The following is a 20,353-nucleotide window of genomic DNA, read 5'->3' as shown; positions in this document are numbered from 1 at the left end:
CCTAGGCTCGAGTTCTCAGGTGGGCTGGCCTGAGCGGCGGGCCTCGGCTTCTTCGGCGGCCCGCCGGGCGTCGGCTTCGGCCGCGCTCTGGGCCGCCTCCCGGGCCTCTTCCTCGTCCTTGGCCTCCCACTCCTTCTGGTACCGCGCCATCAGCATCAGGATCAGCGCGGCGCCGATGGAGCAGAACACGGCCATGATCAGATAGCGGGTGAGGGCGGTCTCGCCGTCGAGTCCGCCCCCCGCGTACTGGGCATAGAGTGACGGGCCCGCCAGCACGGCCGCGATCGCGCAGCCGACCAGCAGCGGCTTCACGAGGTCGCGCCACCCACCGCGAGCTGGGTGCACAGCAGCGCGGCCCAGCCGATCCGGTCGACGGGCGTGCCGTCCAGGCGGACCACGGGAATGCCCAGGGCCATCACCGCGGCCGGCGCGCCGGAGTGCAGCACACCGTCCACGGCAACTGCGTCGACCTTGCCCAGATACTCCATCCAGCGCTGGTTGTCGGCCATCGACCGGGTGCCGTCGAGCACCGCGATCACCGCCTCGGCCTTGACGTTCTGCACCACGCCGCGGATCTTCTCGGCTTCTTCGGCACTCTCGGCAGTGATCGGGATGCTGACCACCACCGGACGGATCGCGGCGACCAGGTTCATCGCGTCGAGCCGGTCCGGGCCCACCTCGTGCGGGATCGTGACCACCATCCGCGGGCCACCGTTGTGCGGCAGATCCACTGCGGTGCGGGCGGCTTCGAGGCCGACCACCTCGGGCGGGCCGACCACCGCGACCACCTCGATGTCCTCGGAGATGCTCACCTCCGGCATCTCGGCGAGCATCTCGACCACGGCCATGAACCGGTCTCCGAGCGGCAGGTTGGCGGCCCAGTCGGCCGGCACGCCAAGATTGGTCAGGGCCAGCTTGTCCGACGCCAGGGCCAGGCCCGCGGCGATCCGCTCGGCGGTCTCCAGACCGGCCTGGACGCCCGCGCGCACCTGCTCGAAGTCGAAGGCATGGTCGAACTCGGCCGAGCGGTCGCTGATCTGGTGTTCTTGCTGCTCGGTGGGGGTTGGGTTGTTGGGGCTCTCGGGGTTCTCGGGGCTTTCGGGGTGGCTGGTGGCGTGGCTGATCAGGAAGTCGGTCAGGGACAGCGGGGCGGTCGGGACGGGCAACGGCGGTTCGTGCTCGAACGTCTCGGGGCCGGGGTGGTCCGCTTCCGAAATTGAGGACGCCGGGGCCGGGTCGGGCTGGAACGCCCAGGCGGTCACGGGCTGGTTCTCGTCGAACTCCGGGTTGGCCGGTTCAGCGGGGTTGGCTGAGTTGGCTGAGTTGGCTGGGTTGTTCGTGTCGGTCGGGTTGGCCCAGGCGGGGTCGTCGTCGGTCGGGACGTCCCAGGGCGAGACGCTCTCGGTTGTTGCGGTTTCAGCCGTCACGGTTTCGGCAGTCACAGTTTCGGCCGTGATGGTTCCGGATGGAGCGTTTTCGGTCTCGGGCGCCCCGGGTTGGGCCGGAACGATGGCCTGCGCAGGAACGATGGACTGCGCGCTCATGTCGGTCACCTCTGCGCTGGGACTCTCGGTCGGTCGGGCGGTGTCGAGCTGAAGGCCGGCGGTCTGGCTCTGTTCCGGGGAGGTGCTTGGGGCGGGCAGACTCGGTGCGAGGAACTGGACTTCGTGGTCAGCGAAGACGGGCTGAGGGGTGGTGCTCGTCTTCGCTGCCGCGCTCTGATCCGGCGCAGCGGTTGGAAGCGCTTCTGCGAATGGGTAGTTCGGGGCATCTTCGCCCGCGGCGAGACCAGCATCCGTTCCGAAGCTGGCGCTTGTCTCGGCGCTCACATCTGCCTCGGTGTTCGTAGCCTTTTCAAGGCCAGTGCCGTGCTCCGAGCCTGGACCTGCTTCGTAACCGAGGTCCGCTCCGTAGCCCAGGCCCGCTTCGTAACCAGTACTTGCTTCGTAGCCCAGGTCTGCTCCGTAGCCGAGGGATGCCTCGTAGCCCAGACCAGCTTCGTAACCCAGGTCCACTTCATAACCCAGACCAGTCTCGGAACCCAGACCAGTCTCGGAACCCAGACCAGTCTCGGAACCCAGACCAGTCTCGGAACCCAGACTTGTCCCGGAACCCAGGCCTGTACCGGAGCTTATGCCTGCCCCGGCACCCAGGCCTGTTTCGGAGCCCGTGCCTGCTCCGGAACCCAGGCCTGCTCCGGAACCTAGGTCTGTACCGGAACCTAGGTCTGTACCGGAACCTAGGTCTGTACCGGAACCTAGGTCTGTACCGGAGCCTGTGTCGGCGCTGGAACCCAGGCCTGTTTCGGAACCTGTGCCTGCCCCGGACCTCAGGCCTGTTTCGGAAACTAGGCCTGCCCCGGAACCCAGACCTGCCTCGGAACCCAGGTCTGTTTCGGTGCTCAGGTGCGCTTCGCCGACGGGACCAACATCGGCGCCCGGAGCGTCTGCTGTCTGGTTCGCGGCCATTACCGCCTCGGCTGCGGACACTTCACCAGCGGTGGCGGCACTGCTTGCCCGGGCCGCCATGACTTCCCACGCGGGTGGATGGCCGGCGGCGGCCTCGCTGGACGCGTCGGGTCGCGGCATGGGCGCCGACGTCTCGTGGCCTCCGATGGCCGGGTTACTTGTCGTGGGACCAGCCACCGCCGGATTGCCCAGGCTGTTACTGGCGGACGGAGCACCAGTGGCCCCGGCACCCGTGGACGGATCAGCGGCAGGTGCCGTGCCCCAGTTCGAGTTGCCTAGCGTCGGGTCACTTGTAACCGCGCTGACCGTGCCCGTTTTGGCCGTTTCACTGCTTGCCAAGGGTGCGTTCCCGACGGGCGGAGTGCCCGTACTGGAGTTGCCTTCATCGGAGTCGCCCTCGCTCACGGGCTCTCGGGCCCAGGCCGCGCTGGCCATCGCCGGGTTGCCCAGGCCCGTGCTGCCCGGGTACTGCGCCGGGATCGGGGCGGCTGCCGGGTTCGCTGAGCCCTCGACCGCCGATGTGTGGGCTTGGAACGATTGGGGAGTTGATGCGTCCTTTGTTTTCTTCTTCTTGCCACCGAAGCGAATGCCGAACAGCTTGAACCCACCCTCGGCCGGTGTCTCTACCTCCGCGCGGGCGGCCGACAGGGGCGCAAGCGGACTGGCCCCGTCGGGAGAACCCAGCGAGGGGTCAGTGCCCGGACCGGTGTGGCGAGCGCGGCTGCGGTCGCGCCGCGGACGGTGACGGCCGGACTCTTCCCCTGGCGTGGTCTCAGCGGGGACGGCCTGCTCGGGCGGCGTTGCGGGAGTTGGCACGTTCTGCGCGGCAGGTTGGAGCGGCGCGGGGTTGACCACTTGTGTTGTCCTTTGGATCGGCACGTTCTTCTTCGAGCGGCGGGTCTTGCTCTTGGGTAGGACCGTCGTGGCGCGCGGGGCGGTGGCGGCCAACGCGCTGAGCTCAGTCGACGGACTTGTGGGGACGGGGCTGGCCGGTGCGGTGTTGACGGGTGTTGGGTTGGCCGGGGTCGCGTTGGCGGGCGGCGCGTTGAACGGCGTGGGGTTTGTTGCCCCCGGGGACGCCGGTGTGGCCCACGGAGACGTGATCGCCGAGTCGCCTTGGCCGGGAAGAGGCGCGGCCCAGCTTGCGGGGGCGACCTGGTTGTAGGGCTGGGCTGAGTCAGGCTGGGCTGAGCCGGGCTGGGCGAATTCGGGCTGGGCTGAGTCGGCTTGGGCGAATTCGGGCTGGGCGGAATCGGGCTGGGTGAAGGGGGAAGGCGCCTCGAATCCGGCGAACGGGGACGGCGCATCCGGCTGTCCGTAGGCCAAATCCGATTCGGGACGAGCAGCACCAGAGGACGCGTCGGGCTGGCTGAACTCGACCGCACCTTCGTACGCCCCGAACTGCTCAGGCGGTAGTGGCTGGGCCTGCTCGGCCAGTGCTTCCGGTGCGAAGCTCGGCACGGCCGGGATCGGCGGCATCGGTGCGACCGGTGTTGCCGGGGCCAGCTTCGGGATTTCGAACTGCGGGTCTGCGGCCGGCGGCTGCGCCCAATGCGCTGTCGCATCGGGCTGGTCGCTGGGCGGGTAGACCGGAGCAGCTGAGGCGTCCGGCGCCGTCGAGTCGGCGGCGCCCAACCAGTGAGCCGGTGCCGTCGAGTCAGCCAATGCCGTCGAGTCGGCCGCGCTCAGCCAATCAGCCGGAGCCGTCGGACTGGGCGCAGTTGTCGGGACAGGCGCAGTTGTCGGGTCGGCCGCCGTTGTCGCAGTGGCTGCAGTCGCCCAACCGGACGGCGCCGGCGGGCTGACCGGAGGTGTCGAACCGGTCGGAGCGGTCGTGGTGTCTGGGGCAGTCGACGCAGCCTGAGCGGTCGGATCGGCCGGGACGTACGGAGCCGGAATTGCTGGCACAGGCGGGGTCACCAGGCTGCCCGGGCCGGTGGGGTCTGCCCACTTTGCGATGAGGTCTGCCTCGGAGCTGTCGGACTCGGCTTCCGCGGGAGGCTCGTCGAAGGGGGACACGGGCTGGGTCGGGATGGGGGTGGCCGAGGCAGGTGCGGCAGCCTGGTCTTCACTGGGCGCCGCAGTGTTCCCCTGCCCGGAGTTGCCTGATGACGATTCGGAGGACGCCCCGGTGGAGTCACCCGCAGACCCGCGGCCGGTATCGCCGGAGCGGGCCTTGGGGGGAAGCGGGAGAAGCTTTGGAATGTCCCTCACGGTCGATGGATCGGAAGAAACCTCGTCGGTGTTGAGCGGCGGCGCCGCGTGGGCTTGAGCGGACTGTCCCCCGAACGGCGGCTCAGAGGTCACTTCCACCCGGATGCCCGGCCGATCGTCGGTGAGCAGGTCGTTGAACAGCGACCGCTTTCGGGCGGAAGGTCGTGAGTTGCGTGGACGTGTCCAGGCCGGGCGCAGTCGGCTGAAGTCGAGTTCGGCTCCGGCACTGTTGTTCTCGTCGGCCATCGGCGCCGCGGGCTCGGGGATCTCGATCTGGCGGGCGGCCTTGCGGGCAGCCTTGCGTGGGCGGCGCTTGGCCATTTCGGTGGACGGGACAGCGGGGACCGGGGCGACGGGCTTGGCGGCTTGGGGTTCCTGGTCCGTCGAGGTGGCGATCCAGACGCCCTCCACCTCGTCGACCTCGATCGCGTTGGGACGATTCGGGGCACCGGAAGTGCGGACGCTGATCCCTTCGAGGTCGACCACCCGGTCGGCACCCGGCTGGGCCGTTACGTCTGCTGCCCTGCCCTCGGCCGACCGCGCCGCCGCTTCCTTCTCGGCCTTCTTCGTCGCCACGGCCTGCTTGCGGGCCGTCTGACGGGCAACCTTCGCCGCCGACCGAGCTGCAGCCCGGGCCGCCGCCTTTGCCGCCTTGGCCTTGGCCGTGCGAGCTGCCTTTGCTGCCCGCTCGGCCCGGATCTCCTCGGCACGGGCCGCGATCCGGGCTTCCCGCTCCAGCTCGGCTTCCTCAGCCCGCCGCGCCGCCTCACGCTCGTCGGCCTCCGCAGCGCGCGCAGCTTCTTCAGTCTGCAAGGCTTCCTGTGCCCGCAAGGCTTCTTCGGCCTTAAGGGCCTCCTCGGCCTTCAGCGCTTCTGCGGCCAGCAGAGCTTCCTCCGCGCGCAGGGCTTCGTCGGCGCGCAGGGCCTCTTCCGCACGCAGCGCTTCTTCCGCCCGCCGCGCCTCCTCGGCCTGCGCAGCCTCGTCAGCTCGCCGCGCTTCCTCGGCCTGCAAGGCTTCCTGCGCCCGCAAGGCCACTTCGGCCTTAAGGGCCTCCTCGGCCTTCAGCGCCTCTTCGGCATGTAAAGCTTCTTCAGCCCGGAAAGCTTCCTCCGCCCGGGATTCCTCGGCCAGGCGGGCCACTTCGGCAGCTTGCTCGGCCTCGATCTCGGCCAGGCGCGCAGCCCGAGCCGCCCGCCCACCCGCAGCAGGATGCGTGGCCTCAGCGAAGGCATCGGCCTCTCTCGCCGACCGACCAACTCCCCGGCGGCCACCCCGAACGGTGCGGCCCCGCGTCCTCTGGTTCTGCTCTTGCCCTTGATCGGCAAGACGCTCGTCCCAGTCCTCGGAAGAGGAGCCGCGAGTGCCTAGAACCTCGGTCAGATCCAAGGTTTCGCGGAACTCGTCCTGCCCGTACGGGTCGAACGACGGCCCCCGACGCGTCGCCACCGGCAGATCCAGGATCGGCGAGTACTCGTCGGAAGCCATTGCGGCCTCGAACGCAGCCTGCCGGGCCATCGCCAGCGCGGTCTCCTTGTCCACCGAACTACCCTGGCCGCCAATATTTTTCCGTCCCGCGGCCAGCTGTGCCAGGGTAAGGAGGTCGCGTGCCCCGGAGCGTTCGGGCAGCATCCGGGCCGGTGGCAGGCTGGCCGGCAACGACAGCTCATCGTCGTCGAGCCCGCCCGGGGCCTCGACCACCACCTCGAACGCCTCTTTCGCGAAGAAGCCGAATATCCCACCTCTGCGAACTTTTTCCGCACGGACGATACGGGCGAACGGCCCACCCTCGCGGCGTGCCCGGATCAGCAGGGCCTCGAGGTCGTCACCTTCAAGAAGCAAATTCATGACTACTACTCACCTGTCCGACGGTCTCGATCTGGTGAATGCCGGTCGCCTCGGTGAAGGCGATGACGGGCAGCTGGGGCAGCGAACCGCGCAGCAGCCGCCGCATGGGCAGCCGCAGGGGTCCGGAGATCAGCAGGACCGGCAGCTCACCACGCTGTTCGGCAGCGGTCTGCAGAGAAGAGATGTCCGCGACCAGGCGCTGGGCCTGGACCGGGTCGAGCGCGATCACGACGCCTTGCTCACCGGCGCGCAGGGCCTCGCCGATCTGGGTCTCGACCGCGGGTTCGAGGGTGATCGCACGCAGCACGCCGTCGCGTACGTACTGCGCCGCCAGGGCCGGGCCGAGGGCCGAGCGGGCGGCCTCGAGCAGGGCGTCCGGGTCGTTGGAGGTGCGCGCCCGCTGGCCCACGCCCTCCAGCACCCGGCCGAGGTCGCGGATCGAGACCTGCTCGTCGAGCAGGCCCTGGAGCAGCCGCTGCACCGCCGAGAGCGGCAGCACGGCCGGCACCAGTTCCTCGACCGCAGCCGGCCGGTCACCCTTGAGCACCTCGAGCAGGTCGCGGGTGTCGTCCAGGCTGAGCAGCCGGGACGCGTTCTGCCGGACCATCTCGGCCAGGTGGGTGGTGACCACAGCCGCACGCTCGACGATGGTGGCGCCGGCCAGTTCAGCCGAGGCGCGGTACTCGATCGGGACCCAGACCGCGGGCAGGCCGAACACCGGCTCGGTGGTGTGGCGGCCGGGCAGGCCGTCCATCGAGTCGCCGATCGCCAGCAGGTGCCCGGGCGGGGCCTCGCCGGTGGCCACGCTGCTGCCACCGATCCGGATCTCGTAGGTGCCCGGAGCCAGCATCGCGCCGTCCCGGGTACGCACCGGCGGCAGCACCAGGCCCAGGTCCAGGGCGGTCTTGCGGCGCAGGGCCCGCACTCGGTCCAGCAGGTCTCCGCCGCGGGCGGTGTCGACCAGGTCGACCGCGTCGGGGGAGAGCAGCAGTTCCAGCGGGTCGACCCGGAGCGAGTCGGTGACCGGGTCCCCGGTGCCCGTGCCGGCCGGCATCGCCACCTGCCCCGAGGGCATCGCGATGGCACCGGAGGCGGCCGAGGTGGTGGGCTCGTCGTCCATCGAGGCGTCGTTGGCCCGGAAGGCCAGGAACAGCACCAGGCCGCCGACGATCAGGAACGGGACCTTGGGCATGCCCGGGATCAGGCACAGCCCGATCAGCGAGCCGCCGCCGATCATCAGCGCCTGGCGGTTGCGGCCGAGCTGCTGGATCAGGTCGGTACCGACATCCCCGGCCCCGGTCGAGCGGGTCACGATCACACCGGTGGCCACCGACATCAGCAGCGCCGGGATCTGCGAGACCAGGCCGTCACCGACGCTGAGCAGGCTGTAGGTCTGGATCGCCTCCCCGGCCGGCATGCCGCGCTGCAGCATGCCGATCGCGAAGCCACCGATCAGGTTGACCAGGGTGATGATGATGGCGGCCATGGCGTCGCCCTTGACGAACTTGGTGCCACCGTCCATCGCGCCGTAGAAGTCTGCCTCGGCCGCAACGTCTTTACGGCGCTGACGGGCGGTGTCCTCGTCGATCAGGCCGGAGTTCAGGTCGGCGTCGATCGCCATCTGCTTGCCCGGCATCGCGTCCAGGGTGAACCGGGCGCCGACCTCGGCGACCCGGGCCGCACCGTTGGTGACCACGACCAGCTGGATGATGATCAGGATGGCGAAGATGACCAGACCGATGATCAGGTTGGACCCGATCACGATGTGACCGAAGGCCTCGATCACGTGCCCGGCGAAGCCGTCGCGCAGCACCAGCCGGGTCGAGCTGACGTTCAGCGCGAGCCGGAAGATGGTCGCCACCAGCACCACGGTCGGGAAGATGGCGAAGTCGAGAACCCGCTTCACCTGCAGCGCGACCAGCAGGACGATCAGGCTGACCCCGATGTTCAGGGCCAGCAGCACGTCCAGCAGGGCGGCCGGCAGCGGCACGACCATCATGAGCACGACGATCACGATCGCCACCGGGATGGCGATACGCGTCAACCGATTGGACGGCACGGGGGCGACCTCCGGCGAGGGGTGCAGACGAGGGGGTGGTTCGGCCATCCGTGGCTGTTGCTCACATCGGCCCTGGCTTCCGGGCACTTGAGCCGATCGGGGGAACGCTGCGGTTCGTCGCCGTGCTGCGACGCTCTGCCGACCGGGCGAACCTGCGGCGATTGCTGAGCGGCCAGGTATCACCGTCTGGTTGCCTGCTGTCCATCACCTGTCAAAGTCGCTGGGACACCGTTGTTTCGGGTGGCCTTTGGCCATCCTGGTGTAACCGTTCCCGGTTCGAGTGAATTGCACCGCCTTCGGGCGGAGGAGCGAAATGTCCGTTGTCCTGGCCGCGATCGCGGTCTTCCCCTTCCTCACCCTGCTGATGATCGGCCTGGCCAAGGCCGAGAACGTGCTCTTCGGTCCGAAGGCAACTCCTGCGCCGTCGGAGGAAGTGCCTTCGTAGGACCCGCCAAAAGCCATGAGGCCCGGCTCTTCTCGAGTTGCTGAGAAGTGCCGGGCCTTCTGGTTCCTTGAATTGAAGGACGGTGTGGTCAGGCGGGTGCGGATCTCGCCTTCGCGGGGGCGGGGAGCGAGTCGGCCAGAACGGCGTGCACGTACAGCCGCTCGGTCGCCGAGAACTCGGGGTGGCAGGTGGTCAGGGTGAGCATCGCCTGGCCCCGGGCGGTCTTCTGCTGGATCACCGAGACGTCGGCCGGAACCGTGATCCCGGTGTCGGTGACCTTGTAGTCGAACCGGCCCTGGGTGGTCCAGACCTGGATCAGGTCTCCCCGGGCCAGCGTGTTGATCTCCTTGAAGGGTGCTCCCCAGGTGGTGCGGTGCCCGGCGATCCCGACGTTGCCGCGCTTGCCGACCGCCGGGCTGCTGTCGTACATCCCCAGCCCCTGGCGCAGGATCTCGGTCCCGGTGCCCCGTTCGACCGGCATCCGCCAGTCCACGCCCAGCTTCGGGATCTTGACCACGGCGACCACCGGACCGCTGACGCCCTTCGGGATCACAGCCGTACGCGGGCCGTGCTCGATCGGGGAGGTGAACGCCTGGGTGGCCCGGTCGGCCAGCCCGTGGGCGGTGCTGCGGGCCTGATGATTCGTCCACCACCAGCCGCCTCCGACGCCGGCCGTCAGCAGCACGCCGACGACCAGGGTCAACAAACCGATGAGGCGGACCCGCGATCCGCGGGCCCGCCTCATCGATGTCACTCCGGCATCCTTTCGGTTCTCTTGGTCAGCGGCTGGTTACGCCGCGTCGTCAGGTGAGGGTTTGGGGCCGTCCTCGTCGCGCAGACGGTCCTGGTCCTGCGATTGCGGGCCGAACAGGCCGGCCGGCATCAGCTGCCGCCCGTCCTCGTCGGTGGCCGGCTCGCGCAGGCTGCCGCCGCGCCGGATCCGGAACCGCTCGGCGCCGAGCAGGCCGGCTCCGATCAGGACCAGCACCAGGCCGAGAGCCAGGCCGGGGATCAGCAGCAGCGGGGTACCGGTGAAGGCCAGGCCGCTTCCGGTGTCGTTGCCGCCCTCGCCACCGGAACCGGTGCCGCCGTCGTCACCGTCGCCGGAGCTGTTGCCGCCCCCGTCGCCGAGGTCGGTGCCGCCGTCGTCACCGTCGCCGGAGTCGTTGCCGCCTCCGTCGCCAAGGTCGGTGCCACCTTCGGCAACGATCTCGACGTTCACGGTCTGCTCCGCGGTCTGACCCAGGTCGTCGATGACCGACATCACGAAGCTGTCGTCACCCTCGTCGTCCGGAGCCGTGTACAGGCAGGTCTTCTCGTCGTCCGAGATCCGCACCGAACCCTGGCCTTCCGGCGTGGTGCAGTCGGTGACCTCGATACCGGAGTACGACGGGCCCCGCGGAGTGATCCGCTTGCTGGCGCCGACCTCCACCTGGGTGTTGATCGTGCTGGTCGCGGCCAGCACCGGGATGAAGGTGAACGACTGCAGGAAGCTGATCGAACCTGCGGAGTTGGTCACCACCACCGTGGTCGGGCCACCGGCGTGCGGCGGGGTGGTCACCTTCAGGGTGTTGGAGGCGGCCGCCTTGATCTCGCCGACCGCGCGCTTGGCCAGCGCCGGCTTGTAGGCCACCGCCTTCAGGCCGGCGTCCTTGGTGACGGCCTGGCTCACATCACCGGACGTCTCCAGGGCGGTGCCCGGGCCGTCGATGTCCACACCCAACTCCAGGTCGGTGCCCTCCACCCCGTCGAAGGAGACGGTGGTGGCCGAGTCGAACCCGGTACCGCTGATCGTCACCACGGTGCCACCGGCGACCGGCCCCACGTTCGGGGTCAGACCCGACACCGTCGGCAGACCCGACAGCGGCACGTAGGTGAACAGGTACGAGCGGCTGGCCCCATTGGCGTTGGTCAGGATGACCGGGACGCCGCCGGCGGTGTGAGCCGGGGTCTTCAGCGTCAGCGTGGTGTTGTCCACAACCGTGAGGTCGGTGGCCGCCGTGCCGTCGAAGGTGACCCGGTTGACGCCGGTCATGCCCAGGCCCCGGAAGACCACGGTGGTGCCACCGCCGGTCGGGCCGCTGCGTGGCGTCATGGTGTCGACCACCGGCACGCCGTTGGCCGCCACGTAGGTGTACTTCGAGTCAGCACTCACCGAGCTGCTGCCCACCGGAGTGGTGACGACGACGTCCACCTCACCGACCGCGTGGGCCGGAGCGTTCACCACGATGGTGTTCGTGTTGATCAGCGAAGTGATCGTCGCGGCGGTGCCCCCGAAGGTGACGCCGGTGGCGAGCAGGAAGCCGCTGCCGGAGATCGTCACCTGGTTGCCACCGGCCACCGAGCCGAGGGCCGGCGTGAGACCGGTGACTACCGGGCCGAGGTTCGCAGCCAGGTAGGTGAACAGCGCGGTGCTGGTGCTCGCCGCGCTCCCGTTGGTGAGCGCCACGTTGACCAGACCGGCGGCCTTGGCCGGGGTGGTCACGGTGACCTGGGTACCGGCCGCGTTGACGTTGAAGCCGGTGCCCGGCGTACCGCCGAACGTGGCTCCGGTCGCCCCGGTGAACCCGGTACCGGTGATGGTCACCTGGGTGCCGCCGGTGGTCGGCCCGGTGATCGGCGAGATGCCGAGGATCAGGGCCGAGTCGAAGGCGCTGTAGGTGTAGTTCACGGTCACGATCCCGCCGGCGGTGGCGATGATCACCGGGACGGTGCCCGAGATCAGGCCGGACGGCATGGTGAAGGTGAGCGTGGTGTCCCCGGTGACGGTGTAGTCGGAGGCGGGGACCACCTTGCCGCCGACGGTCAGGGCCAGGAGCGAGCTGAACCCGGTACCGGTGATGGTGACCTGGTTACCGCCCTGGATCGGACCGCTGGTCGGGTTCACGGTGGCGGCGCCGGCCGCGATCGGGGTGTAGACGAACGTGCCCGGGGTGAGCGCGGTACCGCCGCCCGAGACGTTGAAGGTGATCAGCGAGGCCCCGGCGCTGTTCGACGGGGTGTCGAACGAGAAGGCCCCTGCCGAGCCACCCGAGTTCTTGTTCACCGTCTTGCTGCCGACCTGGATCGTGCTGATCGCGGTGAGGTTGCTGCCGGTGACGTTGACCGTGGTACCGCCGGTCACCGGGCCGGTGAGCGGGTTGATGGTCAGGACGACCGGAATGGCGTTGGATGTGAAAGTGGCACCGTTACTGGCAGTTCCGCCGTTCGTCCGAACCGTCACGGTGTTAGTGCCGGTTCCGGGCGGGGTGGTGAACTTCAGAGTGGTGCCGTCCACGTAGGTCGTCACCATGGGGATGGCGCCCCAGTAGATGACGGACCCGCTGGTGAATCCCGTTCCCGTGACGGTGACTTCGGTGCCGCCAGTGGAGGGACCATTGGTCGGTGAGAGGCTGCCAACCGTAGGTGTAGCGGCGGTGTAGGTGTAGGTGTTGGCCAGGCTGATCAGGCTGCTGGATCCACCGTTGCTGACCACCACGGGGGCGGCTCCGGGGGCGTCGCCCTGCGGGACCGTCACGGTGATCGTCCCCGTCAGCGCGCCGGGAACCTCGTTGGTGACCGGGGCGTTCTTTCCACCGATCGTCACGGTGTTGCCAGCGGTCAGGAAGGTGCCTGTCAGCGTCGCTGAGCCGCCTCCCGCCAACGGCCCGCTGCTCGGGGCCAAGCCGGTGACGATGATCGCGCTGGGCGCAGCTGTCGAGGTGTACAGGAACACACCCGCCGGGGCCGTACCGCTTGGGCTGGTCAGCGACACCGTCACTGCTCCGGCCGCATGAGCCGGGGTGGTGAACTGGAGTGAGGTGGCGGTGACGTTGGACGGCGTTGCCGAGTTGCCGCCGATCGTCACGTTGGTGACGTCGGCCAGGCCGGTGCCGTTGACGGTCACCGTCGTGCCACCTGTATCCGGACCAGTCGCCACGCTGAGGCCCGTAACCACTGGGACGGCGTTGTACGTGAAGACCTGCGGGCTGGTGGCCGGCTGGGTCCCTCGCTTGACGGTCACGTTCGCTGTACCGGTACCTGCCGGCGACACCGCGGTCAGCTTCGTGTCGCTGACGTAGGTGGTCGACAGGGCAGTGGTACCGAACTGGATCACTGAGTCAGCGGTGAATCCGGTACCTGTCGCGGTGACCGTCGTACCGCCGGTGATCGGGCCCGATGTCGGAGCGATCGAGGTCAGCGCCAGCGCGTCCTGGTAGGTGTACTGGTTCGCAGTCCCCTGGGCCGACGTCCCGGCGTTGGTGGTCACCGTGACGAACACCGTGCCGGTCCCGGCCGGGGCGTTGGCGGTGATCGAGTTAGCACTGTTCACAGTCACGCCGGTGGCGTTGGTGTTGCCGAACTTGACTGTCGGCGTCCCCACTCCCGTTCCGCTGAAGCCGGTTCCGGTGATGGTCACCGAAGTCGTGCCGCCCGGTGGACCGTTCGATGGAGCCACGCCCGTCACCGTCGGCGCGCCGACGTAGGTGAAGTTGTTGGTGCCGGTGTTGGTCCCACCGGTGGTGCCCGGCGTGGTCACCGTGACGTTCTGCGCGCCGCTGCCGGCCGGGGAGAACGCGGTGATCTTGGTCGTGCTGTCGATCGTGTAAGCAGCTTCCGTGCTGCCGAACTTCACGCTCGAGGTGCCCCGGAAGTTCGTCCCGGTCAGGACCACGCTGGTGCCGCCGGTGGTCGGGCCGGTGGTCGGCGCGATGCCGGTGAGGGTCGGCACCAGTGCGTCGGTGGTGGTGCACTCGGTGTGCCCGGCGATCACGTCGCCCGTGCCGACCGCGCTCAGCGCGCCACCGAGCAGTTCCAGCCGCAGGGCGTTGGTGACCAGCGTGGTCTTGCCCCCGGCGGTGCTCTTGGTCTGCTCGTTCAGGTGCAGCTTGCCGATCGCGATGTCCAGCACCGTGTTCGGGGCCGGGTTGGTCGGGATCGTGGTGTTCGCGACCCCGGCGAGCTTCAGCCCGGTCACGGTCGAGGTGGCGGTGACCCCGGCGGCGGTGCCGATGCAGGTGGAGCCGATCACGTCGGCGGTCACACCCTGCAGGCCCTGGAGACCGGTGCCGGTACCCAGTCCGGCGACCGAGGAAGTCGCCTTCGAGGTGTCCTTGAGGTCGTCGCCCTCAGCGGTGGTGGTCACCTCGCCGGTGCTCAGCAGGTTGGGCACCCCGATGTTGGCGGTGGTGGCCTGAGGTGGTCCGGCCGGCCAGGCGGACTTCGGCGTCTCGTTGACGTTGACCAGTGGTGCCCCGAGCAGGGACACCGTGGTCTTCACGCCGTAGGCCAGGGCCCCGGTTGAGCCGTCCGCCGCGGCCCGGATGGTCTTCTTGCTGAGCCTGCTGTCCTTCTTGTCCTTGTCGTCCGTCGCACTCTTCTTCACCGTCGACGGCTTCCCCACCGCCGAGAACGCGGAAGAGGCAGGGACCGTCGTGGGTGATGCGGATGCCGAGGTGGCGGCCATCGGCAGTCCACCTCCGGCGACGAGGAGGCCGGCGACGACCTGCGCAACCCCTCGTCGGTGCCGGAATCGGGCACGTCCGCCGAAAGGCGAACCCCCGTCCGGGTTCGAGCTAGTTCGTGACAAGACACGCATTGAGGCGCCCCCGCTACCTGACTGCCAGGATCCATGTCGATCCGGTCGATCGGGAACTCTAGGTAGCCGTGTAATTACACGGTTGGGATTACCGGCGGCGTGTCACAAAGATCTATCAGGGAACTTGGCGAAAATGGGCTGCGGTGACCGATTCTGAGGCCTGCAGAGGGGACGTCAGACGGTCCGGCGCGGCGTTTTGCGCGCCTCGCTGATCTCTCTGCGCCGACGTGCGTTGAGTTGCGACCGGCTGGGCAGGACGTCCGGAACCGGCGTCTTGATGTGCGGCTTCCGGATTGCCGCGTTGCGGCCCGGCTTTCCGGCCTGCATCACGAACGCGAGGATCCGGGCCACCGCCATGTACAGCTCGGCCGGGATCTCCTCACCGATCTCGCAGACCCGGAACAGCGCGCGGGCCAGCGGTTTGTCCTCGACCACCGGAATCCGGTGTTCCTTGGCGATCTCGCGGATCGCCGCGGCCACCGAGTCCGAGCCCTTGGCCACCACCTTCGGCGCGCCCTTGCCCTGCTCGTACTTCAGGGCGATGGCCAGGTGGGTCGGGTTGGTGAGCACGACGTTGGCGTTCGGGATCTCGGCCATCATCCGATTGCGCGACATCGCCATCTGCTTCTGCCGGATCGCGCCCTTCAGCTGGGGGTCGCCCTCCTGCTGCTTGTACTCGTCCTTGATGTCCTTGGGCGACATCTTCAGCTGCTTCATCACCTCATAGCGCTGGTAGGCGTAGTCGGCCAGGGCCAGCACGAGCCCCGCGCCGGCCGCGGCGAACACCAGCTTGCGGATGTCCTCGGCGGCCATCTCGGCGGTGGCCATCAACGGCAGCACGCCCTGGCCGATCAGCTGGGCCACCAGGTCCTTGCCGATCACCCAGACCACGGCGGCCAGGACCACCACCTTCAGCAGCGCCTTGAGCGCCTCCCAGGCGGCCCGCGGGCCGAACATCCGTTTCACTCCCTGCAGCGGGTTCATCCGGCTGAACTTCGGCTGCAGGGCCTTGGCGCTGGGGTAGAAACCCTGCAGCGCGGTGGACAGGAAGGCGGTGAGCACCCCGGCCAGGCACATCGGCGCGGCCCCGATCAGCACCGTCATCGGGATGTCGTTCATCACGCTGAACGCCTGGGCCAGGCTCGGGTCCCGGCCCACCTCGGGCAGTCTCGCCAGCATCACCCGCAGCCGCTCGTTGGTCAGGTCCACGCTGAACGGCATCACCGCGATCGCCGCGGCGATCGAGGCCCAGGTGCCGAGGTCCTGGGTGCGCGGGAACTGCCCGTCCTTGCGGGCGTCCTTGATCTTCTTGGGTGTCGGCTTCTCTGTCTTGCCGTCCTTGTCACCGGCCACGTCCCGTCCTCACCCCCCGACCAGCCGGATCATCGCCATCCCGGCGGTGTTCACGAACTGCTCCAGGGCCCCCGGGATCTGCACCAGGATCAGCCCGATCAGGAACAGGCTCATGATGATCTTCAGCGGGAAGGCCAGGGCGAAGGCGTTCAGGGCGGGCGCGGCCCGGGTGAGCAGACCCAGTGCGACGTCGGCGATCAGCAGGGCGGCGAGGATCGGCGCGGTGATCTGGATCGCCGAGACGAACATGGTGGCCAGCATCTTGGTCAGGGTCTCGGCCACCTCGGAGAGGTCCATGGTGGCCACCGCGGCGATCTCGAACGTGCGCGAGAGCCCGCGCAGGATGACCAGATGGCCGTCGGCGGCGAACAGCAGCGTGATCGCGACCAGCTGGTGCAGCCGGCCCATCACCGAGCTCTGCACCATCGACAACGGGTCCAGGCCCTGGGTGATGCTGAAACCACCGGCCAGGTCGATGAAGTCACCGATGGTCTGGATCGCCGCCACCGCCATCAGCACGAAGTAGCCCATGGCCAGGCCGAGCAGCATCTGCAGCAGCATCTGGCCGAGCATCGCCCCGGAGCCGAGCGGCGGGGCGCTCGGGGTGGTCCAGACGGACGTCGGGATCGCCAGCGTGAAGGCCGTCACCGCGCGCACCTGCCGGGGGATCGCCCGGGTGTTGAACGGCGGGGAGACCAGCACGAAGCCGACGGTCCGGCCCAGCGCGAGCAGGTAGCCGGACAGGGTCAGCGCGGCGAGGCTCAGGTCCACGGGAAAAGGCTCAGCTGTTCAGCAGATTCGGGACCATGGTGAACAGTTCCCGGGTGAAGCCCTCCAGGGTCTTCAGGCACCAGTTCCCGGTGAGCACCAGCACCACGGCGGTGATCACCAGCTTGGGCACGAAGGTCAGGGTCTGTTCCTGGATCTGGGTGGCCGACTGGACGATCGACAGCAGCAGGCCGATCCCCAGGGTGGCGCCCAGCACCGGGCCGGCCACCTTGGTCGCGGTCAGCAGGGCGGCCGCGACGATCTGGATGATCGCGTCTTCCATGGCGGGCCTTCCGGTCTCGGCGGGTTGATCGGTGCGAAAGGGGTTCTCGCGGCGGCAGCTAGCGGTAGCTGCCGATCAGCGTGGTGACGATCAGGGTCCAGCCGTCGACCAGCACGAACAGCAGCAGCTTGAACGGCAGGGAGACCAGCGCGGGCGGCAGCATGACCATACCCAGCGACATCAGGATGGCGCTGACCACGATGTCGATCACCAGGAACGGGATGAAGATGACGAACCCGATGATGAACGCGCCGCGCAGCTCGCTGAGCACGAAAGCCGGTACCAGGGTGCGCAGGTCGACGCTCTCCCGATTCTCCGGGAAGGGTAGGTCGGCGGCCTTGGTCATCAGCGCCAGTTCCTCGTCGCGGGTGAACCGCAGCATGAACTCGCGCATCGGGTCGGTGCCGGCCCGGTAGGCCTCGGTGATGTTCATGTCGCCGGAGCTGTAGGGCTGGATCGCCGCGTCGTTGATCGCGTCGACGGTGGGGCCCATGATGAACAGCGACAGGAACAGCGCGAGCCCGACCAGCACCTGGTTCGGCGGGACCGAGGGGGTGCCCAGCGCGCTGCGGGTCAGCGACAGCACCACCACGATCTTGGTGAACGAGGTGCACATCAGCAGGATCGAAGGCGCCACGCCGATCAGCGTGACCATCAGGATGATCGAGAGCACCTGACTGCGCTGCCCGGGCACGCTGACCGAGATCTCCTGGTCACCGGGCTGAATCGTGTTGGCCTGAACCGTGCCTACCGCTGCCGCGATCGGGGCCGTGGCCGGGTTGGTGGCCGGGGCCGGAGCCGCCTGGGCGGTGCCGGACGACAGCATCAGGAAGGCCACGCCGAGCATCAAGCCGGCGAGCAGCCGGAGTGCGGGTCGCAGGCCCTTCCGTGGGGAGTGGCCATCCATGTCAACCCCGCCGGACGGTCAGGTCGCGCAGCGCGTCGACACCCTGTCGCCAGGTCCTGGGTGCGGCCGGGGCGGATGACTGCCTGGCCGTCTTCCGCGAGGGCTTCGCCGCCTTGTGCGACTTCTGGGCCTGCTGCGCCCGCCGCGGTGAGGCCTGAGCCGGCAGCACCGACTGGGCCCGCGGAGCCGGGGTGGGCCGAGGCTCCGGAGTCTCTTCGTCAAAGCTGGGCGTAGGCGTTCCCGGGTAGGCCTCGGCCTGAAAAGCAGCCACCTGTCGGGCAGTACGTTCCGACAGTGATTCCTCGGCGGGCGCCCGAAGCCGCTGCTCGGGCCGGATCTGCGGAGCCCGAGGGGCCCGCTTGGGTCGCTGCAGAAGCGCAGCCGACTCGTCCGGCACGAACGAACTGTCAACGCTGGCACGCGGTTCGGGCACCGGCGGGAACTCCGGCTCGAGCTTGGGTTCCGGGGTGGGCTCAGGTTCGGCCGAGGTCCGTCCGGCAGCCCGCAGAGCGCTGGCCAGATCGGGGAACTCGTCCACGTTCAGGCCGTGCGGCAGGGGCGTGGGGTCGTCCTCCGGGGCGGCCTCGCGCAGCAGGGCCCGGTTCTCGGCCCGGGTCCGCGGCGCATCCTTCGGCGGGCCGGCGGCCCGGCGGCCAGAAGCCCGGACCGGACGGTCGAGGTCGATCGTCACCGTGGGCTCGTCGTCGTAAGTATCGACCGAATCGCGGACGTCGATCAGCAGGGCGTCGACCGGTGCCGGGGCGGCTTCGGGCCGGGTTCCGTCCAGCTCCGGCGTGCCGTAGTCCGACGGATCGTATTCGGGTGTGCCGTAGTCCGGCGTGCCGTAATCAGTTTCGGCGTAGTCGTCGTCGGCCACGTCGAGTTCGGTCGCGTCGTGCTCCGGAGCCGGGGAACCGAACGCGGCGGCCAGTTCCTGGGCCATGTCCTCGTGCTCGCGCAGTTCGTCGGCGTCGATGTTCTCCGGCTCGCTCACCGGTCCGGCAGCAGCGCCGAAACCGGGCACGAAACCGGGTTCACTACTTGGGACGCTCGTGGGCACGGTGACCCCGAAACCCTTGGAACGCTTACCTCGTCCAGTCCGCCGGCTGGGGCGGGCCGAAGTGTCGTCCGACTCGGAAGACCGGTCAGAAGGCTTGAGTCCCAGCTGACGGCGCAGGCTGTCCACCACCGCGCCGGCCACGGCCGGGTTGCGCCGGTTGCGTCGACGGCTGTCCGCGCGCCGGGAACGGGCCACCGGCTGAGTGCCGCGGTGCTCCTCGACCGCAGCCGCCAGACCCTCGCTCGCCGAACCCTCGGCGTCGTTGAAGTCGGCCAGCATGGTCACCCCCTGCGAGGTGACTCCGAGCAGCATCTTGCGGTCGGAGATCTCGACCACCGCCAGGTTGGCCTCGCGGGAGAGCCCGATGCGCTCCACGACCTTAAGGCCGCTGCCGCCGTTCTCGCCGTGCGCGCGCCGGGCCACGCGGGCCACCAGGGCGATCGTCATCAGGACCACGATCAGGCCGCCGACCACCCGGCCCAGCTGGTCCAGGTCGCCGCTCATGTCGCGTCCCGGGTGACGATCTCGGTGATCCGCAGGCCGAAGCTCTCGTCCACCACGACCACTTCGCCGCGGGCCAGGAGCGTGCCGTTGACCAGCAGATCGGCGGGTGAACCGGCCAGCCGGTCGAGCTCCACCACGTCACCGGGGGCCAGCGCGAGCAGCTGCCGCACCGACATCCGGGTGCGGCCCAGCTCGCAGGTCACCTCCATCTCGACGTCGCGCAGCATCTCGATGCCCCAGCTGGCGGGTTTGGGTGCGGGCGCCGCCGCAGCGGCCGGGCCCGAGGGCGCCATCTGCGTGACCGACAGGCCGACCAGCGCCGCAACGGCGCCGTCGCCCCCGCTCAGCGGCACGATCACGGTGGTGCCGCCGGTCAGCACCTGCAGGCATTCCTCGACCGGGGTGGCGGTGGGATCACCGTCCAGCCGGCCGCCCATCGAACTGGCCAGCGAGTCGAGCGCCGGGCGCAGGGCCTGGGCCGGTTCGAGGGCGCCGAATGGGGTGCCGGCCAGGGCGTCCACCAGCTCCTGGCCGACGACCAGCAGCACCTTGCCCTCGACCCCGCCGGAGAGGAAGGCGGTGACCGCGGCGCCGGCGGGGTCGGGCAGGGTGGCCTGAGCCGGGTCCGACAGCGGCTCGCCGAGGTTGAGCGGCGAGGCGGAGGGGATCTGCGGCAGGGCCTCCCGGACGGCCCCGACGGCGGCCTTGACGGTCGCATCGCGGTCGCCGGACCGCTGATCGGGAACCATTGGTGAGGCAGAGAAAGACATGAGGGGTCCTCGGTGTGCGATGAGTCAGAAATCGAGGTGGCGTCCCTGCCTTCTCGGCCGCGTCCCTGCGTCGGTTGAGCCGTCCGAGTGAAAAATCTG

Annotated in this window: 12 protein-coding genes; 1 reads left to right on the top strand and 11 read right to left on the bottom strand. The window is 69.3% G+C overall.

The features are described 5' to 3' along the window. Positions 1-15 precede the first annotated feature (15 nt). The 3 genes from LR394_RS03035 to LR394_RS03025 are packed head-to-tail and all read right to left on the bottom strand — an operon-like array spanning position 16 to position 8,571. Positions 16-312, bottom strand: a complete 297-nt coding sequence (locus LR394_RS03035; protein ID WP_231438771.1) for a hypothetical protein — start codon at positions 310-312, stop codon at positions 16-18. Next, complete coding sequence (locus LR394_RS03030; protein ID WP_231438770.1) at positions 309-6,527, bottom strand: hypothetical protein; 6,219 nt, start codon at positions 6,525-6,527, stop codon at positions 309-311. Before LR394_RS03030 ends, LR394_RS03035 begins: the two co-directional genes overlap by 4 nt. Then, positions 6,511-8,571: a flagellar biosynthesis protein FlhA gene (locus LR394_RS03025; protein ID WP_231438769.1), complete on the bottom strand. Its 2,061-nt coding sequence runs from the start codon at positions 8,569-8,571 to the stop codon at positions 6,511-6,513. Before LR394_RS03025 ends, LR394_RS03030 begins: the two co-directional genes overlap by 17 nt. A gap of 328 nt (positions 8,572-8,899) precedes the next feature. Between LR394_RS03025 and LR394_RS41195 the strand changes: the two genes are divergently transcribed. Then, positions 8,900-9,031 (top strand): hypothetical protein, encoded by a 132-nt coding sequence (locus tag LR394_RS41195; protein WP_269328484.1) that lies wholly within the window; start codon positions 8,900-8,902, stop codon positions 9,029-9,031. Between the two features lie 88 nt (positions 9,032-9,119). Here the strand turns inward: LR394_RS41195 and LR394_RS03020 are convergent, their stop codons facing one another. The 8 genes from LR394_RS03020 to fliN form a co-directional block, all read right to left on the bottom strand. Further along, positions 9,120-9,776 carry a sortase gene (locus tag LR394_RS03020; RefSeq protein ID WP_231438879.1) on the bottom strand — a complete coding sequence of 219 codons (657 nt, stop codon included), beginning with the start codon at positions 9,774-9,776 and terminating at the stop codon, positions 9,120-9,122. 45 nt (positions 9,777-9,821) lie between these two features. Continuing rightward, positions 9,822-14,396, bottom strand: a complete 4,575-nt coding sequence (locus tag LR394_RS03015) for a beta strand repeat-containing protein (RefSeq protein ID WP_231438768.1) — start codon at positions 14,394-14,396, stop codon at positions 9,822-9,824. A 387-nt stretch (positions 14,397-14,783) separates the two neighbouring features. Beyond that, positions 14,784-15,962 (bottom strand): flagellar biosynthesis protein FlhB, encoded by a 1,179-nt coding sequence (flhB, locus tag LR394_RS03010; RefSeq protein WP_231438767.1) that lies wholly within the window; start codon positions 15,960-15,962, stop codon positions 14,784-14,786. Between the two features lie 9 nt (positions 15,963-15,971). Then, positions 15,972-16,733, bottom strand: a complete 762-nt coding sequence (locus LR394_RS03005) for a flagellar biosynthetic protein FliR (protein ID WP_231438766.1) — start codon at positions 16,731-16,733, stop codon at positions 15,972-15,974. 10 nt (positions 16,734-16,743) lie between these two features. Further along, entirely contained in the window at positions 16,744-17,013 is a 270-nt protein-coding gene (locus LR394_RS03000; protein WP_231438765.1) for a flagellar biosynthetic protein FliQ, read from the bottom strand. Between the two features lie 58 nt (positions 17,014-17,071). Beyond that, positions 17,072-17,920, bottom strand: a complete 849-nt coding sequence (fliP, locus tag LR394_RS02995; RefSeq protein ID WP_231438764.1) for a flagellar type III secretion system pore protein FliP — start codon at positions 17,918-17,920, stop codon at positions 17,072-17,074. Between the two features lies 1 nt (position 17,921). Next, positions 17,922-19,484 (bottom strand): FliO/MopB family protein, encoded by a 1,563-nt coding sequence (locus LR394_RS02990; protein ID WP_231438763.1) that lies wholly within the window; start codon positions 19,482-19,484, stop codon positions 17,922-17,924. Next, positions 19,481-20,254: a flagellar motor switch protein FliN gene (fliN, locus tag LR394_RS02985; protein WP_231438762.1), complete on the bottom strand. Its 774-nt coding sequence runs from the start codon at positions 20,252-20,254 to the stop codon at positions 19,481-19,483. The genes LR394_RS02990 and fliN overlap by 4 nt, the downstream gene beginning before the upstream one ends. Positions 20,255-20,353 lie beyond the last annotated feature (99 nt).

It is taken from the genome of Kineosporia babensis (assembly GCF_021129305.1).
GTDB classification, from domain to species: Bacteria; Actinomycetota; Actinomycetes; order Actinomycetales; family Kineosporiaceae; genus Kineosporia; species Kineosporia babensis.
Note: the sequence above shows the minus strand (reverse complement) of the source record. Positions and strands in the feature narration are given on the sequence as shown.